Below are 18,683 nucleotides of genomic sequence, written 5' to 3' on the forward strand. Positions count from 1 at the left end.
TCGCCGCGACGCATGGACGGTCATAGCGCCCGGCGCAACTCCACCGCCCCGAACAGTATCAGGAGCGCCCCGGAAGTCCGGTCGATCCAGCGCCGAGCACGCTGGCCGATTGCGTGGCGCGCCAGGCTGACCGCCGCGACGACCCCGATCCACCAGCCCATGGAGCCGGCGAACACCCCCGCGACCGTCCAGGCCGCGCCCTTCGGGTCGAAGCCGCCGCTGGGCGTCAGGACCGCGAAGATCGCCGCGAACATGATGATGGTCGGTGGATTGGTCAGGGTCAGCAGGACCGAGCCCGCGAAACTCGCCGCCAGCCCGCCCTCAGGGCGTTCGGCCGCCTGCACATCGCCCCGCTTCAGCAAGGCCTTCAGACCCAGCCACAGCAGAAAGAGCCCGGCGGCCAGGTGCAAGGGCTTCTGATAGGCCAGCATGAAGGCCGACACCCCGGCTAGGCCGAGGGCCGCCACGCCAGCGAAGGCCGCGTCGCCGACCGCGATGCCGGCGCCTGTGGCCAGGCCCTGGCGCCACCCGCGCGTCAGGCTGCGGCGCATGCACAGCAGGCTCATCGGCCCGATCGGGGCGGCCACGGCCAGGCCCACCCCAATGGATTTCAAGAATAGCGGCAGCGTCTCCACGCTCGTCTCTCCGTTGTCTGGAATGCAAAAGGCCCCGCCGACGGGGTCGGCGGGGCCTTTGGATGACTGGTTCGGGAAAACCCCGGCCTTAGACGGCCAGCAGCCTCCACGCGCACAGCCCCGCCCCGCCGCCGGCCTGGCGACGTTGCTGCGAGGTCTGTTGCTGGATCATGCGAACCATGGCGGCAAACTACCGTATCGGCGGCGGCGCGCAAGGCGCAGGGCGTTCTACAGCCGCTGCGCCTCGGCCAGCCGTTCGACCAGCCACACCCGCGCCGCCGGCAGAGGGCGGTTCACCGGCCCGAACACGAAAAGTTCCAGGAAGTGGGCGGTCAAGTCGAGCCCGGCGCCTACGTCGCCGACCGCCAGCCCTGTCTGCGCCGACAGCATGAAGGGCGGCAGCGCCAGCAGCCGCTCCTTGTAGGGTTCGCCCGCCTTGCGGCTCACCGCCCGCCCGGTGCGCGGGCTGACATAGATCAGGTCGTCGACTTCGCCGGTCGCCGCGCATTTCGAGAGGTCGAGGCCAAAACCCAGCTCCTGCAGCAAGCCTGCCTCGAAGCGCACGAACACCGCAGGCCAGATGTCCGGCAGGGCCAAAGCCGCCGTCAACGCCTCGAAGGCCAGGAAGACGCCGGGATGCGGCTCGCGCTCGGGCAGCGCCGCTGCGGCGACCGCTGCGGCGGCCGACAGCCCGGCCAGGGCCATGCGGTCGTCGAACAGAGCCGCTGGCCCCTCCCCGACCGGCTCAAGGCTCGCCGAACCGAGCTGGTCGGCGACCCGCGCGCGATAGTGAACAATGGTGCGCGCGCCAGCTTGCAGGAACGGCTTCATCCGCCGCGAGGCGCCGCCCGCAACATGAGCGGCGTACTTGCCGTGCCGGGCGGTCAGCAGATCGACGATGGCGCCGGTCTCGCCATGTGCGCGGGCCGAGAGGACGTAGGCGTCATCTTCGAACTCGGTCATTCGCGCGCCGCCGCCCGTTCGAACACCGGCGTCCAGTCAGCCTCGACGGGCAGACCGAAGAGATCACGGGCGGCCTGAGCCAGTTCGGCGGCGTTCAGCACCCTCTTCTCGGCCTCCCCGCCCGCCTCGCGGATTGTCAGCCGGTTGTTCAGCAGGTTGTAGCGCGTGGTCGGCGTCGTCCGCGCGATGATCAGGTTCTGTCTGAAATTCGAGGTCGGATGTGTCGAGGAGAACCAGTTCGGCTGCACGTAGTCGACGTCCAACTGCGGCTCCAGGCTCAGTTGGTAGACCGGTTCCCAAGTTCCGGCGATCAGGGCTTCCAGCCGCCGCTCGCGGTCGACCGAGATCATGCGGTAGTCCTCATGGGCGGTCTTCTGAGGCGTGTCGATGTCGAAACGGATCGGGTTGGGCAAGGCGCTGCCGAAACCCACGTCGGTCAGCCAGGCCTGCCCGTCGATGATCACGCGAAGCGCCATGTGGGTGCGGCCCCGAGCCGGTTCGGCCGGCAGCATCCACTTCACGCGCCCCAGCAGGCCTTCGACCTCGAATCCGAGCGCCTCGAGCACCCGCTTGAAAAGGCCGTTCTGCTCGTAGCAGTAGCCCCCGCGCCGGGCGGCGATCAGTTTCGCATCGACCGCCGCAGGCGCGATGTCGATCCCGCGATCCAGCTGTACGTCGATGTCCTCGAACACGATGCTGGCGATGTGCAGGGCGTGAAGGTCGCGCAGCACCTGAGCGCTCGCCTCCGACGGTCCGTCATAGCCGATGCGGTCGAAGTACGCGGCGAGATCGATCATCGCTGCAAGCTAAGGTCTCAGGCGTCGAAATCCAGGCCCATGTCGCCGTAGAATTCGCGCTTGTCGGCCCAGCGCTCATCGACCTTCACGTGCAGGAAGAGATGCACGGGCCGGTCCAGCAGTTCGGTGAGCTCCTCGCGCGACTTCTGGCCGATCCATTTCAGCGTCTGGCCGTTCTTGCCCAGCACGATGGGGCGCTGGCTCTCGCGCTCGACGTAGATCGACTGCTCGATCCGCACCGAGCCGTCCTTGCGCTCCTGGAAAGCGGTGGTCTCCACCGTCGCGGCGTAGGGCAGCTCCTCATGCACGCGCAGGAACAGCTTCTCGCGGGTGATCTCGGCGGCCAGCAGCCGGGCCGGCAGATCGGCGGTCTGCTCTTCCGGATAGAGCCACGGACTTTCCGGCATCAGGGCCGCGAGCCGCGCCTTCAGGTCGTCCACGCCCTGGCCGTCGGCGGCCGAGATCATGAACACTTCGGAATAGACACCCGTCTCAAACAGGCGCTGGGCCAGGCCCAGCAATCGTTCGCGCTTGACGCCATCGATCTTGTTGAGCGCCAGGATGACGCTCTTGCCGGCCGCCTTCAGCCCCTCGACGATGGTTTCGACATCGTGGGCCGAGCGCTTGTCGGCAGCCTTGGCGCCCGGCTCGGCTGCGGCCAGCTCCGCTTGCACGTCGACGAGATGCACCGTCACGTCCGCTTCGTCCGCCCCGCCCCAGGCCGAGCGGACCATGGCGCGGTCCAGCCGGCGGCGCGGCGCGAAGATTCCAGGGGTGTCGACCAGAACGATCTGGGCCTCGCCCGCCATGGCGACCCCGCGGACGGGGAAGCGCGTGGTCTGGACCTTCTGGGTGACGATCGTCACCTTGGCCCCGACCAGGCGGTTGGTCAGGGTGGACTTGCCCGCATTGGGCGCTCCGATGATCGCGGCGAAGCCGGCGCGCGTGGTCATTGAGGTCCTTCTCGTTTCAACAGCATCACCAGTGCGGCGGCCTTCTCGGCTTCCTGCCGCGACCGCCCCTCGGCGAGCTCGGGTTCATAGTCTCCCACCGTCACCGAGACAGTGAAAGACGGCGCGTGGTCAGGGCCCTCGCGCTTTACGACTTCATAGGCCGGCAACGGCAGGCCACGGGCCTGGGCCCATTCCTGCAGCTGGGTCTTGGGATCCTTGACTCGCGGGCCGCCCAGGCGATCGAACTCGTCCTGCCAGAAGGCCAGGAAGAAGGCGCGCGAAGCCTCCAGCCCGTCGTCGATATAGATCGCTCCCAACAGCGCCTCGCAGGCGTCGCCGAGCACGGTGTCCTTGTCGCGCGCGCCGATCTTGCTGGCGCTGGGCGCCATCCGCAAGGCGTCGGGCAATCCGATGGATCGGGCGACCCGGGCGCAGGCGTGATAATTTACGAGACTGGCCATCATCCGGCTCATCTCGCCCTCGCGGGCATCCGGATACAGCGCCATCAGCCGTTCTGCCGCAAGCAGGTTCAGCACCCGGTCGCCCAGGAACTCCAGCCGCTCGTAGTGGCGGATCTTCTGCGCCCCGTCGCCGACGCTGGCGTGGGTCAGGGCCCGCTCCAGCAGTTCACGGTCGTGGAACACGTGGCCGATGCGGCCTTCGAGTTCGGCGACCGCGACCTGGCGTCTGTTCATTTGAGGACGTTGAAGAACCGGCCGGGCCGGGCGTTCATCACCCAGGTCCAGGGTTTGAACAATGAAGCGCCGGGGTTCCAGGATAGCAGGATGATTTGCGCCCTGCCGACGAGGTTCTCGGCCGGCACGAAGCCGACGCCCCCCTGGGCCGGCGCAACCCGGCTGTCCAGCGAGTTGTCGCGGTTGTCGCCCATGAAGAAGTAGTGGCCTTCCGGCACCACGAAGGTCTCGGTGTCGTCCACGTCGCCGCCAGGCCCGAAGTCGTAGGTGACGAACTGCCGCTGGTTCGGGAACGTCTCCTTGAAGCGCTGAACGTTGCGCGTGAAGCCGTAGCCGGAATCAATCATCACCGGCGCCAGTTCCTGGGCTGGTACTTCCTTGTCGTTGATCCACAGACGGCCGTGGCGCATCTGGATCCGATCACCCGGCAGGCCGATCAGACGCTTGATATAATCGGTGCGGCCGTCGCGCGGCAGCTTGAAGACGACGATGTCGCCCCGTTGCGGCTTGCGCTCCATGATCCGCCCCTCGAACAGCGGCGGGCTGAACGGAATCGAATGGCGCGAATAGCCGTACGAGAATTTCGAGACGATGATGTAGTCGCCTTCCAGCAGCGTCGGCTCCATGGAGGCCGAGGGGATCGTGAACGGCTGGAACAGCAGCACGCGCAGGAACAGCGCGATCAGCAACGCATAGGCGACGGTCTTCACGATCTCGACGAAATCGTTGACGCCGTTGGCCTTGTCCTCGCCGCCTGCGGCCTCTGCGCGATCGGTCATGTACAAACCCCGGAACGGATGGTCCGCCTAGCTAGACGCTGCGTCCGCCGTGGGCAAGCCGCCTGCGGCCGCCGGCCGCGCAACCGCATGTGAAGCGGAGAAGGGCGCCTTTTCCTGGCCCGAATGCACTTTTCCTCCATTGCAGCGGCTGGTCCCTGGCCTATCAAGGTGGAATGACCCGCAGCAGCCTGCCGCTCTCCCACGTCCTGCTCGCCCTGGCCGTGGTGGCGGTCTGGGGCACCAATTTCGTGGTTATCCGCATTGGGCTGGACCATCTGCCGCCACTGACCTTCGCGGTGTTGCGCTTCACCTTCGCCCTGCTGCCCGCGATCTTTTTCCTTAAGCGGCCAGCCGTGCCCTGGGCGAATCTGGCGGCCTATGGCGCGCTGATCGGCGCCGGACAGTTCGGCCTGCTCTACATCGCCATCAACGGCTATATCTCGCCGGGCTTGGCTTCGCTGGTCGTGCAGACCCAGGTGTTCTTCACCATCGGCCTGGCCATGTGGCTGAACAAGGAGCGGGTGCGAAGTTTCCAGATTGTCGCCTTGGCCCTGGCGGCCGGCGGCCTGGTGGTGATCGTGGCGCACAATTCCGACGCCTCGGCGACCCCTCTAGGTCTCGCGCTGATCCTTGCCGCCGCCGCGAGCTGGGCTGGGGGCAACGCGTTTTCGCGCGCCGCGGGCCAGGTGAACATGCTGGCTTATGTGGTCTGGGCAAGTCTCTTCTCGGTACCGCCCCTGCTGGTCCTGGCGCTGATTTTCGAAGGCCCAACAGCGATGATCGAGGGCGTCCGCGCGGCCGACGCCGCCACCTGGGGCGCGGTGCTCTGGCAGTCGGTCGGCAACAGCCTGTTCGGCTACGCCGTCTGGGGATGGCTGCTGGCGCGCCATCCGGCCGCGACCATCACGCCCATGGCCATGCTGGTGCCAGTGTTCGGCATGGGCGCCTCGGCGATCTTCCTGGGCGAGAGCCTTCCGGGCTGGAAACTGTTGGCCGCCGGACTGGTGATGAGCGGTCTGGCCCTGAATATCTTCTGGCCGCGCCTGGAACGGCGGATGGCGCAGGCTTAACTGCAAGGGCGTCAGCCGAAAGGACGCCCATGCCGAGCCGCCAGACCGTCGACGCCTTCACCGCCCAGGTTCTGTCCGGCGACCATGTCGGCGCGATCCGCGACTGGTACGCCGAGGACGCCTCGATGCAGGAGAACCAGGCCTCGCCCCGCGTCGGCCGCGACCTTCTGATGGATGGCGAGGCCCGCACCCTGGCCCGCGTGAAGACAGTCGAGACCGAGCTTCTCGCCCCGCCGCTGATCGACGGCGACACGGTCGTGATCCGCTGGCGCTTTACCTTTGCGCCGCACGAAGGGCCGCCCAAGGCCATGGAGGAAATCGCCTGGCAGATCTGGCGCGGCGACAAGGTCTGGCGCGAAACCTTCTTTTACGACCCGCGCCAGATGGCCTGACCTATTCCGGCAGGGCCTCGATGATCACGAACGCCTGCGCATAGGGATGATCGTCGGTCAGCGAGAGGTGAATCACCGCCCTGTGGCCGGGCGGCGTCATCTTCGCCAGCCGCTCGGCGGCGCCGCCGGTCAGGGCCATGGTCGGCTGGCCCGAGCGCATGTTGACCACGCCCATGTCGCGCCAGAAGACCCCGGCCCGCATCCCTGTGCCCAGCGCCTTGGCGCAGGCTTCCTTGGCCGCGAAACGCTTGGCGTAGCTGGACGCACGGTCGGGCTTGCGCTCGGAACGGGTCCGCTCGATTTCGGTGAAGATGCGGTGGGTGAAGCGGTCCCCGAACCGCTCAAGCGTCTCGGCCACCCGGCGGATGTCGGACAGATCCGAGCCGATGCCGATGATCACGCCGCTCTCCCGGCCATGCGCGCCTCATCCATCAGCGACCGCATGCGCTGGATCGCCGGCGCCAGTCCGACGAAGATCGCCTCGCCGATGAGGAAGTGGCCGATGTTCAACTCGACAACCTCGGGGATGGCGGCGATCGGCTTCACCGTCTCGTAGTCGATGCCGTGACCTGCATGGACTTCCAGGCCCAGGCGGCCAGCCTCCGCAGCCGTCGCCCGCAGGCCTTCCAATAGCGCGGCGGCCTGCGGCCCACGCTCGCGTACGGCGTCGCAATAGGCGCCGGTGTGCAACTCCACCACCTGCGCGCCCATCGCCTTCGCCGCCGCAGCCTGGGCCGGATCGGCGTCGATGAAGCATGACACCCGCACGCCGGCTGCGACCAGCTTGGCCACCACCGGGGCGATGTGGTTGTGACCGCCGACCACGTCGAGCCCGCCTTCGGTCGTGCGCTCCTCGCGCCGCTCGGGCACCAGGCAGGCGGCGTGGGGCAGGTGCGACAGGGCGATGGCTTCCATCTCGGCCGTCACCGCCATCTCGAAGTTCAGCGGCCGGCCGCGCTTGCGGGTGATGCCGGCCAGCGCCTCGATGTCGGCGTCGGAGATATGACGCCGGTCTTCGCGCAGATGGGCGGTGATGCCGTCAGCCCCGGCCGCCATGGCCAGTTCGGCCGCGCGCACCGGATCGGGATAGCTGCCGCCACGGGCGTTCCGGATGGTCGCCACGTGGTCGATGTTCACGCCCAGCCGCAGCTTGCTCACTTGTTCAATCTCCGGCTGCCGGGATCCTCGACCGGAATCGCCGCCAGTTCCGGCGGAAGCTGATCGGCCGGGTAGGCCGGCACGTCCAGCCGCGCCAAAGCCAGGAATGGCGCGCCGGGGTCCGCCCGGCCGCCCGAGCGATCGACCAGACAGGCGGCGACCACGACGTCGCCACCGGCCTTCTTGATCGCGTCCACGCACTCTCGCGAGGACAGGCCAGTGGAGACGATATCCTCGACCATGGCGATCCGCGCACCCTGCGGGAAGGAGAACGCCCGGCGCAGCTTGAACTCGCCGCCCTCGCGCTCGACGTACATGGACGGAACGCCCAGGTGCCGGGCCGTCTCGTAGCCCGGGATGATGCCGCCCACGGCCGGGGAGATGCAGTAGTCGACCTCGCCCACCGCCTCCTTGATCTTCGCGGCCAGCGCCTTGCAAAGGCGTTCGGTGCGGTCGGGGTACTGGAACACCAGATTCTTCTGCAGGAATGTCCCGGAGTGCAGGCCGCTCGACAGGATGAAATGGCCTTCGCGCAGCGCACCTGCGGCGCGGAATTCGTCCAGGACGTCTTGCGTGTTCATGTAAGGTCTCCTCGCCCGCCGGATTACCCAAGCCCCGCGGCGCTGTCATCGGCCAATTCGTCGCCACCGGGCATGCCAATGGTTTCGCGCGACCTGCGCCTGTTGACCCCTCGCCTCGTCTTGCGGCCGACCGAGCCGGAAGACGCCGCGCGACTGTGCGAGATTCAGTCCGATTGGGATGTCACGCGCATGCTGCGTATGGCCGACTGGCCGCCGGACCCGGTCGCCATGCAAGCCTGGGTCGCAAGCCACCCGGCGGAATGGGCGCGCGGCGAGGCATATCGCTTCGCAGTCCTTTTCGAGGGCCGCCTGATCGGCCAGGCCGACATCGACGAGATCGCCGGCGGCGAAGGCGATCTCGGCTATTGGCTAGAGCGGCCGACCTGGGGCGCAGGCTTGGCGAGCGAAGCTGCGCGCGCCCTGGTCGAATTCGCGTTCGGCGACCTGGCGCTGCGACGCATAAGGTCAGGTCACGCGGTCGAGAACGTCGCATCGGGCCGGATCTTGGAGAAACTCGGCTTCCATGCGCTGGACGTCGCGCCGCGACCTTCGCGCCCGAGACAGGAGCTGGTGTTGCATCGTCGGATGGAATTGAGAACGACTCTCGATTTCGCCACAGGAGCGCCGTAAACAAGCGCCACATGAACGGCTGATAACAGCGTCGTGCCGATTCCGTTCAGCGGGCCGACGCAATCTAAGCGCGAAGCGAAAGCGAATTTCGGGTGGCGGGCATGCGTAACAGGATCGTACTCCTCGGAGCGATCAGCGGCGCGGTGGTGTCCACTGTCGCCATGGCCGCCGAGGCGCCCCGCGTCACCCAGCATCGACTGACCCTCGACAGCTTCGTCTATGGCGCGACGGCCTGGGGCCGCTGGGGGCTGCAGCGCTTCAAGCCGAGCCGCCTGGACCGCCTCACCCGCTTCGCCCGCTGGGGCCTGTCGTTGCGCCACAAGCGCATCGACGTGTGCCGGATCGTCTACTGCTACCATCCGAGTTCGAAGGACGAGGTCGCCGAGGCCAAGCCGACCCCGCCCAAGCTGCCCAAGGGCCTGACGCCCCGGGTCACTCGATACGGCGCGCCCTAAGCCCGGTCAGAAAGCCGAGAGATCGGGCCCACGACCGTTCCAGCCCGACACGGCCTCAAAGGCCGCCGCCAGCGCCACCATGGAGGTCTCGTCGGCGCGACGCCCCATGATCTGAAACCCGGTCGGCAGCCCCTCGTCCGTCAGTCCCATCGGCAGGTTTGCCGCCGGCAAGTCCAGATAGTTGCCGGCCCGCGTCATCGCCCGGAACGGCGAAACCATCTCGTCGGCGTCTTCCAGCGCGGGCGGCGGAATCATGGTCGTCGGGCAGACCAGGGCTGCGTAAGGCGCCATCCAGGCGTCGAACTCCGCCTGATCCTCGACGCGTCGCTCGAGCGCCCGCGCCAGCTCGGCGTCGGTCGTCTCGCGTCCCGACTCGAAGCGCGCCCGAACATAGGGGTCCATGTCGCCGCCGTAGCGCGTCACGTGCTCGCCACGCACCCGCCACCCTTCAGCCGCCATCAGCCAGCCGTTGGGGATGAAATAGTCTACGAAGGGCTGCGGCGTCCTCGCCATCTCGATCTCGACGCCGGCTCCGGCGAGCGCCTTCAGCGCCGCGGCGTAGAGACGGGCGACCTGGGGATGCAGTTGAGGCATCGCGTCGGGCGGCAGGGCGGCGACCGTCCAGCCCTTCACCGGCGTGGCGAGAGCACGCCCGGCGTCGAACCTCGCCCGGGTCGAATAGCCCTGGTCCGGACCGGAGATCACCTCCAGCGCCCGTGCGGCCACGGCCACCGAACGGGCCAGCGGCCCGACGGTGTCTAGGCTGGGCGCCAAGTCGTGGACGCCGCGCGTCGAGACCAGTCCACGCCCCGGTTTCAGCCCGACCACCCCGCAGGCGGCGGCCGGTATGCGGATCGAACCGCCAGTGTCGGTCCCGAGGGCCAGATCGCAAAGGCCCGCCGCGACCGCGACCGCCGAGCCGCTGGACGAGCCGCCGGGAACGCGATGAACGACCGCATCCCAAGGATTCCAGGGCGCGCCGACCGCACGATTGGCGCCCCAGCCGCCGAAGGCCAGCTCGACCGTGTGGGTCTTGCCGACGGCGTGATAGCCGGCGTCCAGCAGCCGCTCGACCACGGTCGCATTCGCAGCCGGCGACAAGGCCAGAGGATGGACGCCGCCGCCGCCGGTTGGGACGCCGGCCACGTCGATCAGGTCCTTGATCGCGAATGTCGGGCCCGCCCCCGCGCCCATCGGCGGGTCGAAGATCGTCGTGAAGGCGTGCAGCCGCTCGCCCAGCCGTCGCCGCTCGGTCACGCTCGTCAAGGCGCTGCTCCATGGATGGGTTGCGAGTGACGACCATATAGCCGTGGACGACGCGCGCCACGATGATCGCGAGGGCGCGGAACCATTTGCGCCCCCTGCAGGTTCATTCGAGGTCCGTGCCAGGACGTCCCCGATCCCGAAACGCAAACTCGATCGGAATCGAAGCCCAGGAGCCCCCTCTCCTGGGCTTCGCCATAACTGCTCCGGCTCATGAATATTTTTTCGCCGCCGGCCGGAACTCCGGCCCGCGGCGGCCCGTTGTTTCAGCGGTCAGAGATGAAAATCGAAGACCGAGCCCGGCCAATCATCCAGCGATGGAAAACGATAGTCGGACTAGAAGCCCGGCGGGTCCTCGACCCCCGGGCTTCGCTGTTTTCGGGCCGCGCCATGAAGTCGACGTGAGCCGGAACATCCCTCGCCGCCCTCGGTTCTTGCATCAGGCGCGCCGCCGTGGCGCGGCCGTTCCCCGGCGATGGAGACCCCCATGAAGGTCAGCGAATGCATGACGCGCGACGTCAAGATGACCAACCCTCAGGAAACCCTCCGCAGCGCCGCCCGCGCCATGGTCGCGCTCGACGCCGGAGTGCTGCCCGTCAGCGACGGCGACAAGCTGGTCGGGATGATCACCGATCGAGACATCGCCGTCCGCGGCGTCGCCGAGGGCCATGGCCCCGACGCCAGGGTCGCCGACGTGATGAGCCGCGAGGTCATGTACTGCTACGACGACGAGGACTGCTCGGCGGTGTTGCGCAACATGGGCGACATCCAGGTCCGCCGACTGCCGGTGCTGAACCGCGACAAGCGCCTCATCGGCATCGTCTCCCTCGCCGACCTCGTGGCCGCTGGCCAAACAGCCCGCGCGGGCGAAGCGCTGGGCGGCATCGTCCGTCCCGGCGGAGAGCACTCGCAGTCGATCCATTGAGTGCGGAGCGCGGCCGCGCCTAACCCTTGGCGCGGTCGACGGTCTCGATGCTGGGATAGGCCCGCAATGCCGCGGCGATGTGGGTCAGGTGCTTGGCGTCCTTGACCTCGACGTCGAAATCCACGTCGAAGAAATCGGACTGGCGGCGGTGCATGCGCAGGTTGACGATGTTTCCACCGGCCTCGCCGATCGCCGTGCAGGCCTGACCGAGCACGCCCGGCGCGTTGCGGATCGTGGCGGTCAGTTTTGACAGGGTCACCGTGTTGCGCTCGGCTTCCGGCGTCCATTGCAGGTCACGCCAGAGTTCCTCTCGATCCTCGAACTCCGCCAGCCGCGCGCAGTCGATGGTATGGACCGTCAGGCCGGTGCCGTCCGGCTCCAGGATGCCGACGATCCGGTCGCCCGGAACCGGGGTGCAGCACTGGCCGAAGTTCAACGATACGCCTGGCGTGAGGCCCCCGCCGCGCACGTAGAGCCGCGCGCCCTTGCCGCCTTCAATACGTCGGGTAGCCACGGCCGCTTCCCGCTCGGCCGCCTTCAGCCCCGGGAAGATCACGTCCAGGACCTGGGTCGGCGAGATGCGCCCACGGCCGACCAGTTCGAAGAGGTCGTCCTCGCTCGGAACGGCGAACCGCTCCAGCGACGGCTTCAACTGCACATCCTTCCGCGACTTGCCGGCCCGCTCGAAGGTCTGGTCGATGGTCGCCCGCCCGAGACGGATGAACTCCTCGCGCTCGGTCTGGCGGATATGACGGCGGATCGCCGAGCGCGCCCGACCGGTGACCGTCAGCGAGCGCCAGTCGGGCGGCACCACCGGCTTGGTCCCGCGGATCACCTCGACCACGTCGCCGTTCTGCAGGGTCGTGCGCAGCGGCTTGAGCTCGCCGTTGATCTTCACCCCGATGCAGGTGTCGCCGACGTCGGTGTGGACGCCGTAGGCGAAATCCAGCGGCATCGCCCCGCGCGGCAGGCTGATCAGCTTACCCTTGGGCGTGAACACGAACACCTGGTCGAGATACATCTCGAGCTTCGCGTGCTCGACCAGTTCCTCGACGTCGCCGCCATGCTCCAGCACCTGGACGAGGTGGCGCAGGTTGACCAGCGGGTCGCGCCCGCCACCGGCGGCCTGGTCTTCGGGATCGAAGCCGTAGGACGAATTCTTGTAGCGCCAGTGCGCGGCGACCCCGTCCTCGGCGATCCGGTCCATGGTCTCGGTGCGGATCTGCATCTCGATCCGCATGCCCTTGGGCCCAACCACGGTGGTGTGCAACGAGCGGTAGTTGTTCCGCTTCGGCGTCGAGATGAAGTCCTTGAACCGCTCGGGCACGCTGGGCCAGGCGCGGTGGATGACGCCCAGCGCGGCGTAACAATCAGCCTCGCTGTCGACGATCACCCGGAAGGCGTAGATGTCGGAGAGCTGCGAGAAGCCGATCGACTTGCGCTGCAGCTTGCGCCAGATCGAATAGGGGTTCTTCTCACGGCCGAAGACCCGAGCCGAGATGCCCGCCGCCTCAAGCTTGGCCGCGATCTCTCCCGACACCACGGACACCGCCGCGCCCTGCTCGATCCGCAGGGCTTCGAGGCGGCGGCCGATCGCATCGCGGGCGACCGGATTCAGGTGCTCGAAACAGAGCTCCTCCAGCTCGGAACAGATCCGGTGACATCCGATGGAGCGCGCCAGCGGCGCATAGATGTCCAGGGTCTCGCGGGCGATGCGCTCGCGCTTGGCCGGGCTGGAGATGTAATGGAGCGTCCGCATGTTGTGCAGACGGTCGGCCAGCTTGACCATCAGGACCCGCACGTCCTTGGAGATGGCCAGGATGAACTTGCGCAGGTTCTCGGCCTGCTTGGTCCGTTCGCTGTTGAGCTCAAGCTTGGTCAGCTTGGTGACGCCCTCGACCAGTTCGGTGATCTCGGGGCCGAATAAGGCGCGGATGTCGTCGGGAGTGACCGGGGTGTCCTCGATCACATCGTGCAGCAGAGCCGTGACAATAGTGGCGGTGTCCAACCGGTAATCGGTCAGAATGCCCGCCACCTCGATCGGGTGCGCGAAGTAGGGGTCGCCCGAAGCGCGCTTCTGCGAGCCATGCATGCGCATGGCGTAGACATAGGCTCGGTTGAGAACCGACTCGTCTGCGGTCGGGTCGTACGAGCGGACCTTCTCGATCAGCTCGTACTGGCGAAGCATCTTCGGCCGCTTGGCGACCGGCGCGTCGGATTTTTCGGCGGGGGTCTCGGGCGCCGCCGCCGTGACAGTAAGAGGGTCTGCGCCTTCCGGGCTCAGTACCGCTCCTCCTGGCCGCCGTCACGGTCGCTCTGAAGCGCGCGGACCAGTTCCAGCTCGCTCATCTGCATGTGGGTCGGATCGGCCAGTAGGGCGAGGGTTTCAGCCTCTTCCTCGGCTTCCGAACGCTCGTCGACGCGCTGAAGCGTGCCGATCAGGTTTTCCCGCAGGTCGTCGGCGTCCACCACGTCGTCGGCGATCTCGCGCAGCGAGACGACCGGGTTCTTGTCGTTGTCGCGATCGACCATCAACTGGGCGCCGGCCGAAATGGCGCGGGCGCGATGGGCCGCCAGCAGCACCAGGCTGAAGCGGTTGGGGACCTTCTCGACGCAATCTTCGACGGTGACGCGGGCCATGGATTCCTCAAAGGAGCGGTAGAACCGAACAAAATAGAGACTTCGCGACGATTGTGCAACGCCGCAAACCCCGCAACCGCAGGGTCAGATGGCGCAGAGCCCGGCCTCACGCAGCACGTCGTCGGTGGTTTCGAACATCGCGCAGGGCCGCTGGGCCATAAGGATCTCAGGCGTAGCATAGCCCCAGGCGACCGCGCCCGCCGCCAGGCGGACCTTGCGGGCGGCCTCGATGTCACGGACTTCGTCGCCGACGCTGAGCACGTCGGCCTCGGCCACGCCCGCCGCGCGGATCACCTTGCGGAACTTGGCGGCCTTGCCGAAAACCGAGGCGCCGCAGCCGTAGTGCGCGACCAGTCCGGCCAGTTCGCCCCCCAGCACCTTGCGCACAGTGGCCTCGGAATTCGAGGACACGATCGCGACCTTGACCCCGCGCGCGGCCAGCCGCCGCAGCATGTCCGCCACGCCCGGGAACAGGTCGATCTGCGGCGCGGCCTCACTGGCCAGCTTGCGGAAGTGGGCGGCGATCATCGGCAGCTTCCACGCCGGCACGCGCAGGCTGCGCATGATCTCGCGGCTGGGCCGCCCGCGCAGACGCGCCATCTCCTCCGGATCGATCTCGCGGAAGCCGTAGCGGCGCGCGACACCGTTCAGGGCGCCGGCGAACCAGGCTGCGCTGTCGGCCAGGGTGCCGTCGAAGTCGAAGATGATGAGGCGATAGCCCAAGGGCCTGTCCTGCTCATTGCGAAGGCGCGCGGCCCTACTCCCCTGGACCGAGGCCGTCAACGGCCGCGCTGTCGCAGGGCCGCGCATCGCGCCCCACCGTCGCGCTCGCCGCCAACTCGGCCGCGGTCGATCCCAGCACCGGATGACGCCAATCCGGGGCGATCTCGGCCAGCGGTCCCATCACGAACAGCCGCTCGTGGGCGCGCGGGTGCGGCAGGGTCAGGTGCGGATCGTCGGAAACGATTCGGCCATAGGCGATCAGGTCCAGGTCGAGGGTTCGCGGCGCGTTGCGTTCCGCCCTCCGGCGCCCGAACGCATTTTCCAGCGTGAACAACGTTCGGATTAGCGCCTGCGGGCCTTGCCGAGCCTCGACAAGCACGACGCCGTTGCGATACTCCTGAGCGCTCGGGTCGGGCCAGGCGGCCGAACGCCACCAGGACGACCGACGCAGGATGGGCAATCCCGCCGCCGCGAAACGAGCTAGCGCTGCCTCGAGAAGGGCTTCGGACGTTCCATAGTCGCCAGGCACATTTCCGCCCAAGGCGACAACCGCAGCATCGTCCGGAACGACGCCCAGAGACATTTTCGCAGGATTTTCCGCACTCATGACTTTTTACCCCACGGACAGGCTGGCGCTCTTCATTGACGGGGCGAACCTGTACTCCGCGGCCAAGGGGCTGGGCTTCGATATCGACTATCGCAAGCTGCTGGAAGAGTTCCGCAAGCGCGGCGTCCTCGTGCGCGCCTACTACTACACCGCCCTTGTCGAGGATCAGGAATATTCGCCGATCCGCCCGCTGGTCGACTGGCTCGACTACAACGGCTTCCGCCTCGTGACCAAGCCGGCGCGCGAATACACCGACGCCCAGGGCCGCAAGCGCTGGCGAGGCGACATGGACGTCGAGATCGCCGTCGACATGATGGAGATGGCCAGCCACGCCGACCATCTGGTGCTGTTCTCCGGCGACGGCGACTTTCGGGTTCTGGTCGAGGCGGTCCAGCGCCGCGGGGCGCGGGTGACCGTGGTCTCGACCGTGAAGTCGCAGCCGCCCATGGCTTCGGACGATCTGCGCCGCCAGGCGGACAACTTCGTGGATCTGGCCGATCTGGCGGACATCATCGGCCGGCCGTCGCGCCTGCCCCGTTTCATCCAAGAAAGCCGCGCGGCCCGCGACGAGCACGGCCACGACGTCGACGCCGAGTACTGATGTCTGTCGAACTCTGGGGCGCCGAGCCGCCCCGCGACTGCCCGCTCTGCCCGCGGCTGGTGGCCTATCGCGCCGCCAACGCCGCCCAGAACCCCGACTGGTGGAACGGCCCGGCGCCGTCGTTCGGAGACCCGGCCGCACGCCTGCTCGTCGCGGGCCTGGCGCCTGGGCGCACCGGCGCCAACCGCACGGGACGCCCGTTCACCGGCGACCATGCCGGCTGGATGCTCTATGACACCCTGACCAAGACCGGTTTCGCCAACGGCAAGTTCGACGCACGCACAGACGACGGGCTGGAGCTTTCGGACTGCATGGTCACCAATGCGGTGCGCTGCGCCCCACCCGGCAACAAGCCCGAGACCAGCGAAGAGAACACTTGCCGGCCGTTCCTGACCCAACGGCTGAAGGACCTGCCCAACCTCAAGGTCATCGTCACCCTGGGCGATGTCTCGCGGCGTAACGTGCTGAAGGCGATCGGACTGAAGGCCTCGGCCGGCCTGCCCGGCCACGGAACCGAGTTCCAGGCGGGTCCCTATGTGATCCTCAACAGCTATCACTGCTCGCGCCTCAACACGAACACCGGGCGGCTGACGGCAGAGATGTTCGAGGCGGTGTTCCGCCGCGCACGCCAGTTGATCGACGCCGGCTGACCTCGCCTGCCGCCTACCGGCTCCAGTAGAAATACCGCCAGGCTGTCGCGAAGCCGGCGGCGCGATACAGCGAGCGGGCGCCGGTGTTGGATTCCTCGACCTGCAGGAAGACCTGATCAATCCCGCGCGACTGCGCCGCGCCAGCCAGCCCGGCCAGCACTCGGCCCGCGAGCCCCTGCCCGCGCCGGGCGGCGTCGGTGCGCATGCCGTGGACGCTGGCCCAACCGTGGCCGAACGCCGCCACGCCCACGGCCATGGTCGCCTGGCCCTCGCGGATCGCGCCATAGACCGCATGGGGCGAGCGGGTCAGCGCGGCTACGCGGTTCGCGCCGTCTATCGGATCGAAACCCTCACTGGTGAAGACGCTGGCCCAGCCTTGGTCGGGCGCGTCCGCCACCGCAGCCGGAGCGCCGCGCGCCGCGGCCATCATCCCGGCCGGCGCGCCGATCTTCACCAAGGTCGGCTGTTCGGGCGAAAAGCCGCGGCGCGAGAGTTCGGCCCGCACAGGCTCCAGGCCGGCGACGTCGGCAATGCGGAAGGCAGGCTTCAGACCGCGCTGGGCATAGGCCGCCTCGATGGCGTCCAGCGCGGCCGGATCGGCGGCCAGGTCGTGGTTCAGCGGGACCGCGCTGCCCGCGCGGCGGATGGTTCCGGGGTCGAGTGCGACCAGCCAGCCGCCGATCTCGATCGCCTCGCGCGGCGCCACCGCCGAGATGGTCGCGCGCTCGACGCCTTCGACGTCCATCTCAGCCCCTGTCGCGCAGCAGACGGGCCTTGTCCCGCTGCCAGTCACGCTCGGCCGTGGCCTCGCGCTTGTCGTGCAGCTTCTTGCCCTTGGCGAGCGCGATCTCCAGCTTGGCCAGGCCCTTGTCGTTCCAATAGAGCTTGGTCGGAATGATCGTGCGCCCCTCGCGGGTCACCGCCCCGATCAGCCTGTCCAACTGCTTCCTGTGCAGCAGCAGTTTCCGGTGTCGCCGCGGCTCGTGATTGAAGCGGTTCGCCTGGGCGAAAGGCGGAATGTCGGCGTTGATCAGCACCACCTCGTCGCCCTCAACCGAGGCATAGGACTCGGCGATGTTGGCGCGGCCGGTGCGCAGCGATTTGACCTCCGATCCGGTGAGGACCAGGCCCGCCTCGAAGGTTTCCTCGAGAAAGTAGTCGAACCGCGCGCGCCGGTTCTCGGCGATGGTCTTGCCAGTCATCAGATGACGCCGGCTTCCCTCATCGCCGCCAGCACCTCGGCGCGCGAGGCCTCGGAAGCTGGAACGATGGGCAGGCGCGCGTCCTCCAGACACAGGCCCAGATGCGCGAGCGCGAACTTGGTCGGCGCAGGCGAGGCGTCCGAGAACAGCGACTTGTGAAGGCGGAACAGCCGATCCTGCCAGTACAGCGCCGTGCTCGGATCGTTGCCCAGCGCGGCGTTGTAGAAGGTGGCGCAGAGGTCCGGCGCAACGTTCGACGTCACCGAGATGCAGCCGACCCCGCCATGCGCCATGTAGCCCAGCGCGGTCAGGTCGTCGCCCGACAGCAGGATCCAGTCGTCGCCGCACAGCAGGCGCTGCATGGTCGCGCGGGTCATGTCGCCGGTGGCGTCCTTGATGCCTACGATGTTCGGCAGCTTGGAGAGCCGCGCGAGGGTCTCGTTGCTGATGTCCACCGAGGTGCGCGAGGGAACGTTGTAAACGAACACCGGCAATTGCACGGCTTCGTTGATGGCCGCGTAGTGGGCGTAGAGCCCTTCCTGGCTAGGACGGTTATAGTACGGCGTCACCACCAGGGCCGCATCCGCGCCGATCGCCTTGGCGTGCGACACCAGCTCGATCGCCTCCTCGGTCGAGTTCGAGCCGGCGCCGGCGATCACCGGCACGCGCCCGGCTGCGGTCTGCACGGCCAGTTCGACCACCCGCCGGTGCTCGTCGTGCGACAAGGTCGCGGTCTCGCCGGTCGTGCCCACGGGCACGATGCCGTGGACGCCGCCGGCGATCTGGCGCTCGACGAGGGCCACGAAGGCTTTCTCGTCCACCGCGCCGTCGCGGAACGGAGTCACGAGGGCCGGCATCACGCCCTTGAACAAGGTATCTGACATGGTCTGCAAAAAGCCGTGAAAGCGAGGCCAATGGTTGCGGCCTCAAGATTTGGCCGGACAATATGGCGGCGTGGCCCTGC

General features: G+C 67.9%; 24 protein-coding genes. 7 read left to right on the forward strand and 17 right to left on the reverse strand.

Features of this window, described 5'->3' with window-relative positions; genetic code table 11:
- Positions 1 to 20 precede the first annotated feature (20 nt).
- The 6 genes from ACE3T2_RS05025 to lepB form a co-directional block, all read right to left on the reverse strand.
- Positions 21 to 635 (reverse strand): LysE family translocator, encoded by a 615-nt coding sequence (locus ACE3T2_RS05025; protein WP_374655346.1) that lies wholly within the window; start codon positions 633 to 635, stop codon positions 21 to 23.
- 228 nt (positions 636 to 863) lie between these two features.
- Positions 864 to 1,598, reverse strand: a complete 735-nt coding sequence (gene recO, locus ACE3T2_RS05030) for a DNA repair protein RecO (RefSeq protein WP_374655348.1) — start codon at positions 1,596 to 1,598, stop codon at positions 864 to 866.
- On the reverse strand, positions 1,595 to 2,395 hold the full coding sequence (locus ACE3T2_RS05035) for an arylamine N-acetyltransferase (protein WP_374655350.1): 801 nt from the start codon (positions 2,393 to 2,395) through the stop codon (positions 1,595 to 1,597). The genes recO and ACE3T2_RS05035 overlap by 4 nt, the downstream gene beginning before the upstream one ends.
- Before the next feature lie 17 nt (positions 2,396 to 2,412).
- Positions 2,413 to 3,348: a GTPase Era gene (gene era, locus ACE3T2_RS05040; protein WP_374655352.1), complete on the reverse strand. Its 936-nt coding sequence runs from the start codon at positions 3,346 to 3,348 to the stop codon at positions 2,413 to 2,415.
- A complete protein-coding gene (gene rnc / locus ACE3T2_RS05045; protein WP_374655354.1) occupies positions 3,345 to 4,043 on the reverse strand; it encodes a ribonuclease III in 699 nt (232 codons plus the stop codon). The genes era and rnc overlap by 4 nt, the downstream gene beginning before the upstream one ends.
- On the reverse strand, positions 4,040 to 4,822 hold the full coding sequence (gene lepB / locus ACE3T2_RS05050; protein WP_374655356.1) for a signal peptidase I: 783 nt from the start codon (positions 4,820 to 4,822) through the stop codon (positions 4,040 to 4,042). Before lepB ends, rnc begins: the two co-directional genes overlap by 4 nt.
- Before the next feature lie 173 nt (positions 4,823 to 4,995).
- Here lepB and ACE3T2_RS05055 point away from each other — a divergent pair, with 173 nt between their 5' ends.
- Both ACE3T2_RS05055 and ACE3T2_RS05060 read left to right on the forward strand, forming a co-directional pair.
- Positions 4,996 to 5,892, forward strand: a complete 897-nt coding sequence (locus ACE3T2_RS05055; protein ID WP_374655358.1) for an EamA family transporter — start codon at positions 4,996 to 4,998, stop codon at positions 5,890 to 5,892.
- A gap of 29 nt (positions 5,893 to 5,921) precedes the next feature.
- Positions 5,922 to 6,284: a nuclear transport factor 2 family protein gene (locus ACE3T2_RS05060; protein WP_374655360.1), complete on the forward strand. Its 363-nt coding sequence runs from the start codon at positions 5,922 to 5,924 to the stop codon at positions 6,282 to 6,284.
- 1 nt (position 6,285) lies between these two features.
- Here the strand turns inward: ACE3T2_RS05060 and acpS are convergent, their stop codons facing one another.
- Genes acpS through pyrE form a run of 3 tightly spaced genes read right to left on the reverse strand, consistent with a single transcriptional unit; the run spans position 6,286 to position 8,023 of the window.
- Positions 6,286 to 6,684 carry a holo-ACP synthase gene (acpS, locus tag ACE3T2_RS05065; protein WP_374655362.1) on the reverse strand — a complete coding sequence of 133 codons (399 nt, stop codon included), beginning with the start codon at positions 6,682 to 6,684 and terminating at the stop codon, positions 6,286 to 6,288.
- Positions 6,681 to 7,442, reverse strand: coding sequence for a pyridoxine 5'-phosphate synthase (locus ACE3T2_RS05070; RefSeq protein ID WP_374655364.1), 762 nt, complete (start codon positions 7,440 to 7,442; stop codon positions 6,681 to 6,683). Before ACE3T2_RS05070 ends, acpS begins: the two co-directional genes overlap by 4 nt.
- A complete protein-coding gene (gene pyrE / locus ACE3T2_RS05075) occupies positions 7,439 to 8,023 on the reverse strand; it encodes an orotate phosphoribosyltransferase (RefSeq protein WP_374655366.1) in 585 nt (194 codons plus the stop codon). Before pyrE ends, ACE3T2_RS05070 begins: the two co-directional genes overlap by 4 nt.
- 78 nt (positions 8,024 to 8,101) lie before the next feature.
- Here pyrE and ACE3T2_RS05080 point away from each other — a divergent pair, with 78 nt between their 5' ends.
- Positions 8,102 to 8,653: a GNAT family N-acetyltransferase gene (locus ACE3T2_RS05080; RefSeq protein WP_374655368.1), complete on the forward strand. Its 552-nt coding sequence runs from the start codon at positions 8,102 to 8,104 to the stop codon at positions 8,651 to 8,653.
- Positions 8,654 to 8,754: 101 nt separating this feature from the next.
- Positions 8,755 to 9,108 (forward strand): hypothetical protein, encoded by a 354-nt coding sequence (locus ACE3T2_RS05085; RefSeq protein WP_374655370.1) that lies wholly within the window; start codon positions 8,755 to 8,757, stop codon positions 9,106 to 9,108.
- A gap of 6 nt (positions 9,109 to 9,114) precedes the next feature.
- Here ACE3T2_RS05085 and ACE3T2_RS05090 read toward each other — a convergent pair whose 3' ends face one another.
- On the reverse strand, positions 9,115 to 10,365 hold the full coding sequence (locus ACE3T2_RS05090) for an amidase (RefSeq protein ID WP_374655654.1): 1,251 nt from the start codon (positions 10,363 to 10,365) through the stop codon (positions 9,115 to 9,117).
- 493 nt (positions 10,366 to 10,858) lie between these two features.
- On the opposite strand from ACE3T2_RS05090, the gene ACE3T2_RS05095 reads away from it, so the two are divergent.
- Positions 10,859 to 11,296 carry a CBS domain-containing protein gene (locus ACE3T2_RS05095; RefSeq protein WP_374655372.1) on the forward strand — a complete coding sequence of 146 codons (438 nt, stop codon included), beginning with the start codon at positions 10,859 to 10,861 and terminating at the stop codon, positions 11,294 to 11,296.
- 19 nt (positions 11,297 to 11,315) lie between these two features.
- Here the strand turns inward: ACE3T2_RS05095 and ACE3T2_RS05100 are convergent, their stop codons facing one another.
- The 4 genes from ACE3T2_RS05100 to folK all read right to left on the reverse strand — a co-directional run bounded on the left by ACE3T2_RS05100 (position 11,316) and on the right by folK (position 15,266).
- Positions 11,316 to 13,484 (reverse strand): bifunctional (p)ppGpp synthetase/guanosine-3',5'-bis(diphosphate) 3'-pyrophosphohydrolase, encoded by a 2,169-nt coding sequence (locus tag ACE3T2_RS05100; protein ID WP_374655374.1) that lies wholly within the window; start codon positions 13,482 to 13,484, stop codon positions 11,316 to 11,318.
- Positions 13,485 to 13,576: 92 nt separating this feature from the next.
- Positions 13,577 to 13,936: a DNA-directed RNA polymerase subunit omega gene (rpoZ, locus tag ACE3T2_RS05105; RefSeq protein ID WP_374655376.1), complete on the reverse strand. Its 360-nt coding sequence runs from the start codon at positions 13,934 to 13,936 to the stop codon at positions 13,577 to 13,579.
- 84 nt (positions 13,937 to 14,020) lie between these two features.
- On the reverse strand, positions 14,021 to 14,659 hold the full coding sequence (locus ACE3T2_RS05110) for an HAD hydrolase-like protein (protein WP_374655378.1): 639 nt from the start codon (positions 14,657 to 14,659) through the stop codon (positions 14,021 to 14,023).
- 34 nt (positions 14,660 to 14,693) lie between these two features.
- Positions 14,694 to 15,266 (reverse strand): 2-amino-4-hydroxy-6-hydroxymethyldihydropteridine diphosphokinase, encoded by a 573-nt coding sequence (gene folK, locus ACE3T2_RS05115; protein WP_374655380.1) that lies wholly within the window; start codon positions 15,264 to 15,266, stop codon positions 14,694 to 14,696.
- Here folK and ACE3T2_RS05120 point away from each other — a divergent pair.
- Both ACE3T2_RS05120 and ACE3T2_RS05125 read left to right on the forward strand, forming a co-directional pair.
- Positions 15,265 to 15,867: an NYN domain-containing protein gene (locus ACE3T2_RS05120; RefSeq protein WP_374655382.1), complete on the forward strand. Its 603-nt coding sequence runs from the start codon at positions 15,265 to 15,267 to the stop codon at positions 15,865 to 15,867. The two genes, folK and ACE3T2_RS05120, sit on opposite strands and share 2 nt — an antisense overlap.
- Complete coding sequence (locus ACE3T2_RS05125; RefSeq protein WP_374655384.1) at positions 15,867 to 16,517, forward strand: uracil-DNA glycosylase; 651 nt, start codon at positions 15,867 to 15,869, stop codon at positions 16,515 to 16,517. The genes ACE3T2_RS05120 and ACE3T2_RS05125 overlap by 1 nt, the downstream gene beginning before the upstream one ends.
- 13 nt (positions 16,518 to 16,530) lie before the next feature.
- Here the strand turns inward: ACE3T2_RS05125 and ACE3T2_RS05130 are convergent, their stop codons facing one another.
- The 3 genes from ACE3T2_RS05130 to dapA are packed head-to-tail and all read right to left on the reverse strand — an operon-like array spanning position 16,531 to position 18,603.
- Entirely contained in the window at positions 16,531 to 17,262 is a 732-nt protein-coding gene (locus ACE3T2_RS05130; RefSeq protein ID WP_374655386.1) for a GNAT family N-acetyltransferase, read from the reverse strand.
- Position 17,263: 1 nt separating this feature from the next.
- A complete protein-coding gene (gene smpB / locus ACE3T2_RS05135; protein WP_374655388.1) occupies positions 17,264 to 17,719 on the reverse strand; it encodes an SsrA-binding protein SmpB in 456 nt (151 codons plus the stop codon).
- A complete protein-coding gene (gene dapA, locus ACE3T2_RS05140) occupies positions 17,719 to 18,603 on the reverse strand; it encodes a 4-hydroxy-tetrahydrodipicolinate synthase (RefSeq protein ID WP_374655390.1) in 885 nt (294 codons plus the stop codon). Before dapA ends, smpB begins: the two co-directional genes overlap by 1 nt.
- Positions 18,604 to 18,683: the final 80 nt, after the last annotated feature.

It is taken from the genome of Phenylobacterium sp., assembly GCF_041919955.1.
Taxonomy (GTDB): Bacteria; Pseudomonadota; Alphaproteobacteria; order Caulobacterales; family Caulobacteraceae; genus Phenylobacterium.

Coding starts and splice junctions, on each gene's coding strand:
- recO (WP_374655348.1), bottom strand. CDS start 1,598: ATGACCGAGTTCGAAGATGACGCCTACGTCCTCTCGGCCCGCGCACAT.
- ACE3T2_RS05035 (WP_374655350.1), bottom strand. CDS start 2,395: ATGATCGATCTCGCCGCGTACTTCGACCGCATCGGCTATGACGGACCG.
- era (WP_374655352.1), bottom strand. CDS start 3,348: ATGACCACGCGCGCCGGCTTCGCCGCGATCATCGGAGCGCCCAATGCG.
- rnc (WP_374655354.1), bottom strand. CDS start 4,043: ATGAACAGACGCCAGGTCGCGGTCGCCGAACTCGAAGGCCGCATCGGC.
- lepB (WP_374655356.1), bottom strand. CDS start 4,822: ATGACCGATCGCGCAGAGGCCGCAGGCGGCGAGGACAAGGCCAACGGC.
- ACE3T2_RS05055 (WP_374655358.1), top strand. CDS start 4,996: ATGACCCGCAGCAGCCTGCCGCTCTCCCACGTCCTGCTCGCCCTGGCC.
- ACE3T2_RS05060 (WP_374655360.1), top strand. CDS start 5,922: ATGCCGAGCCGCCAGACCGTCGACGCCTTCACCGCCCAGGTTCTGTCC.
- pyrE (WP_374655366.1), bottom strand. CDS start 8,023: ATGAACACGCAAGACGTCCTGGACGAATTCCGCGCCGCAGGTGCGCTG.
- ACE3T2_RS05080 (WP_374655368.1), top strand. CDS start 8,102: ATGGTTTCGCGCGACCTGCGCCTGTTGACCCCTCGCCTCGTCTTGCGG.
- ACE3T2_RS05085 (WP_374655370.1), top strand. CDS start 8,755: ATGCGTAACAGGATCGTACTCCTCGGAGCGATCAGCGGCGCGGTGGTG.
- ACE3T2_RS05095 (WP_374655372.1), top strand. CDS start 10,859: ATGAAGGTCAGCGAATGCATGACGCGCGACGTCAAGATGACCAACCCT.
- ACE3T2_RS05100 (WP_374655374.1), bottom strand. CDS start 13,484: ATGCTTCGCCAGTACGAGCTGATCGAGAAGGTCCGCTCGTACGACCCG.
- rpoZ (WP_374655376.1), bottom strand. CDS start 13,936: ATGGCCCGCGTCACCGTCGAAGATTGCGTCGAGAAGGTCCCCAACCGC.
- ACE3T2_RS05120 (WP_374655382.1), top strand. CDS start 15,265: ATGACTTTTTACCCCACGGACAGGCTGGCGCTCTTCATTGACGGGGCG.
- folK (WP_374655380.1), bottom strand. CDS start 15,266: ATGAGTGCGGAAAATCCTGCGAAAATGTCTCTGGGCGTCGTTCCGGAC.
- ACE3T2_RS05125 (WP_374655384.1), top strand. CDS start 15,867: ATGTCTGTCGAACTCTGGGGCGCCGAGCCGCCCCGCGACTGCCCGCTC.
- ACE3T2_RS05130 (WP_374655386.1), bottom strand. CDS start 17,262: ATGGACGTCGAAGGCGTCGAGCGCGCGACCATCTCGGCGGTGGCGCCG.
- smpB (WP_374655388.1), bottom strand. CDS start 17,719: ATGACTGGCAAGACCATCGCCGAGAACCGGCGCGCGCGGTTCGACTAC.
- dapA (WP_374655390.1), bottom strand. CDS start 18,603: ATGTCAGATACCTTGTTCAAGGGCGTGATGCCGGCCCTCGTGACTCCG.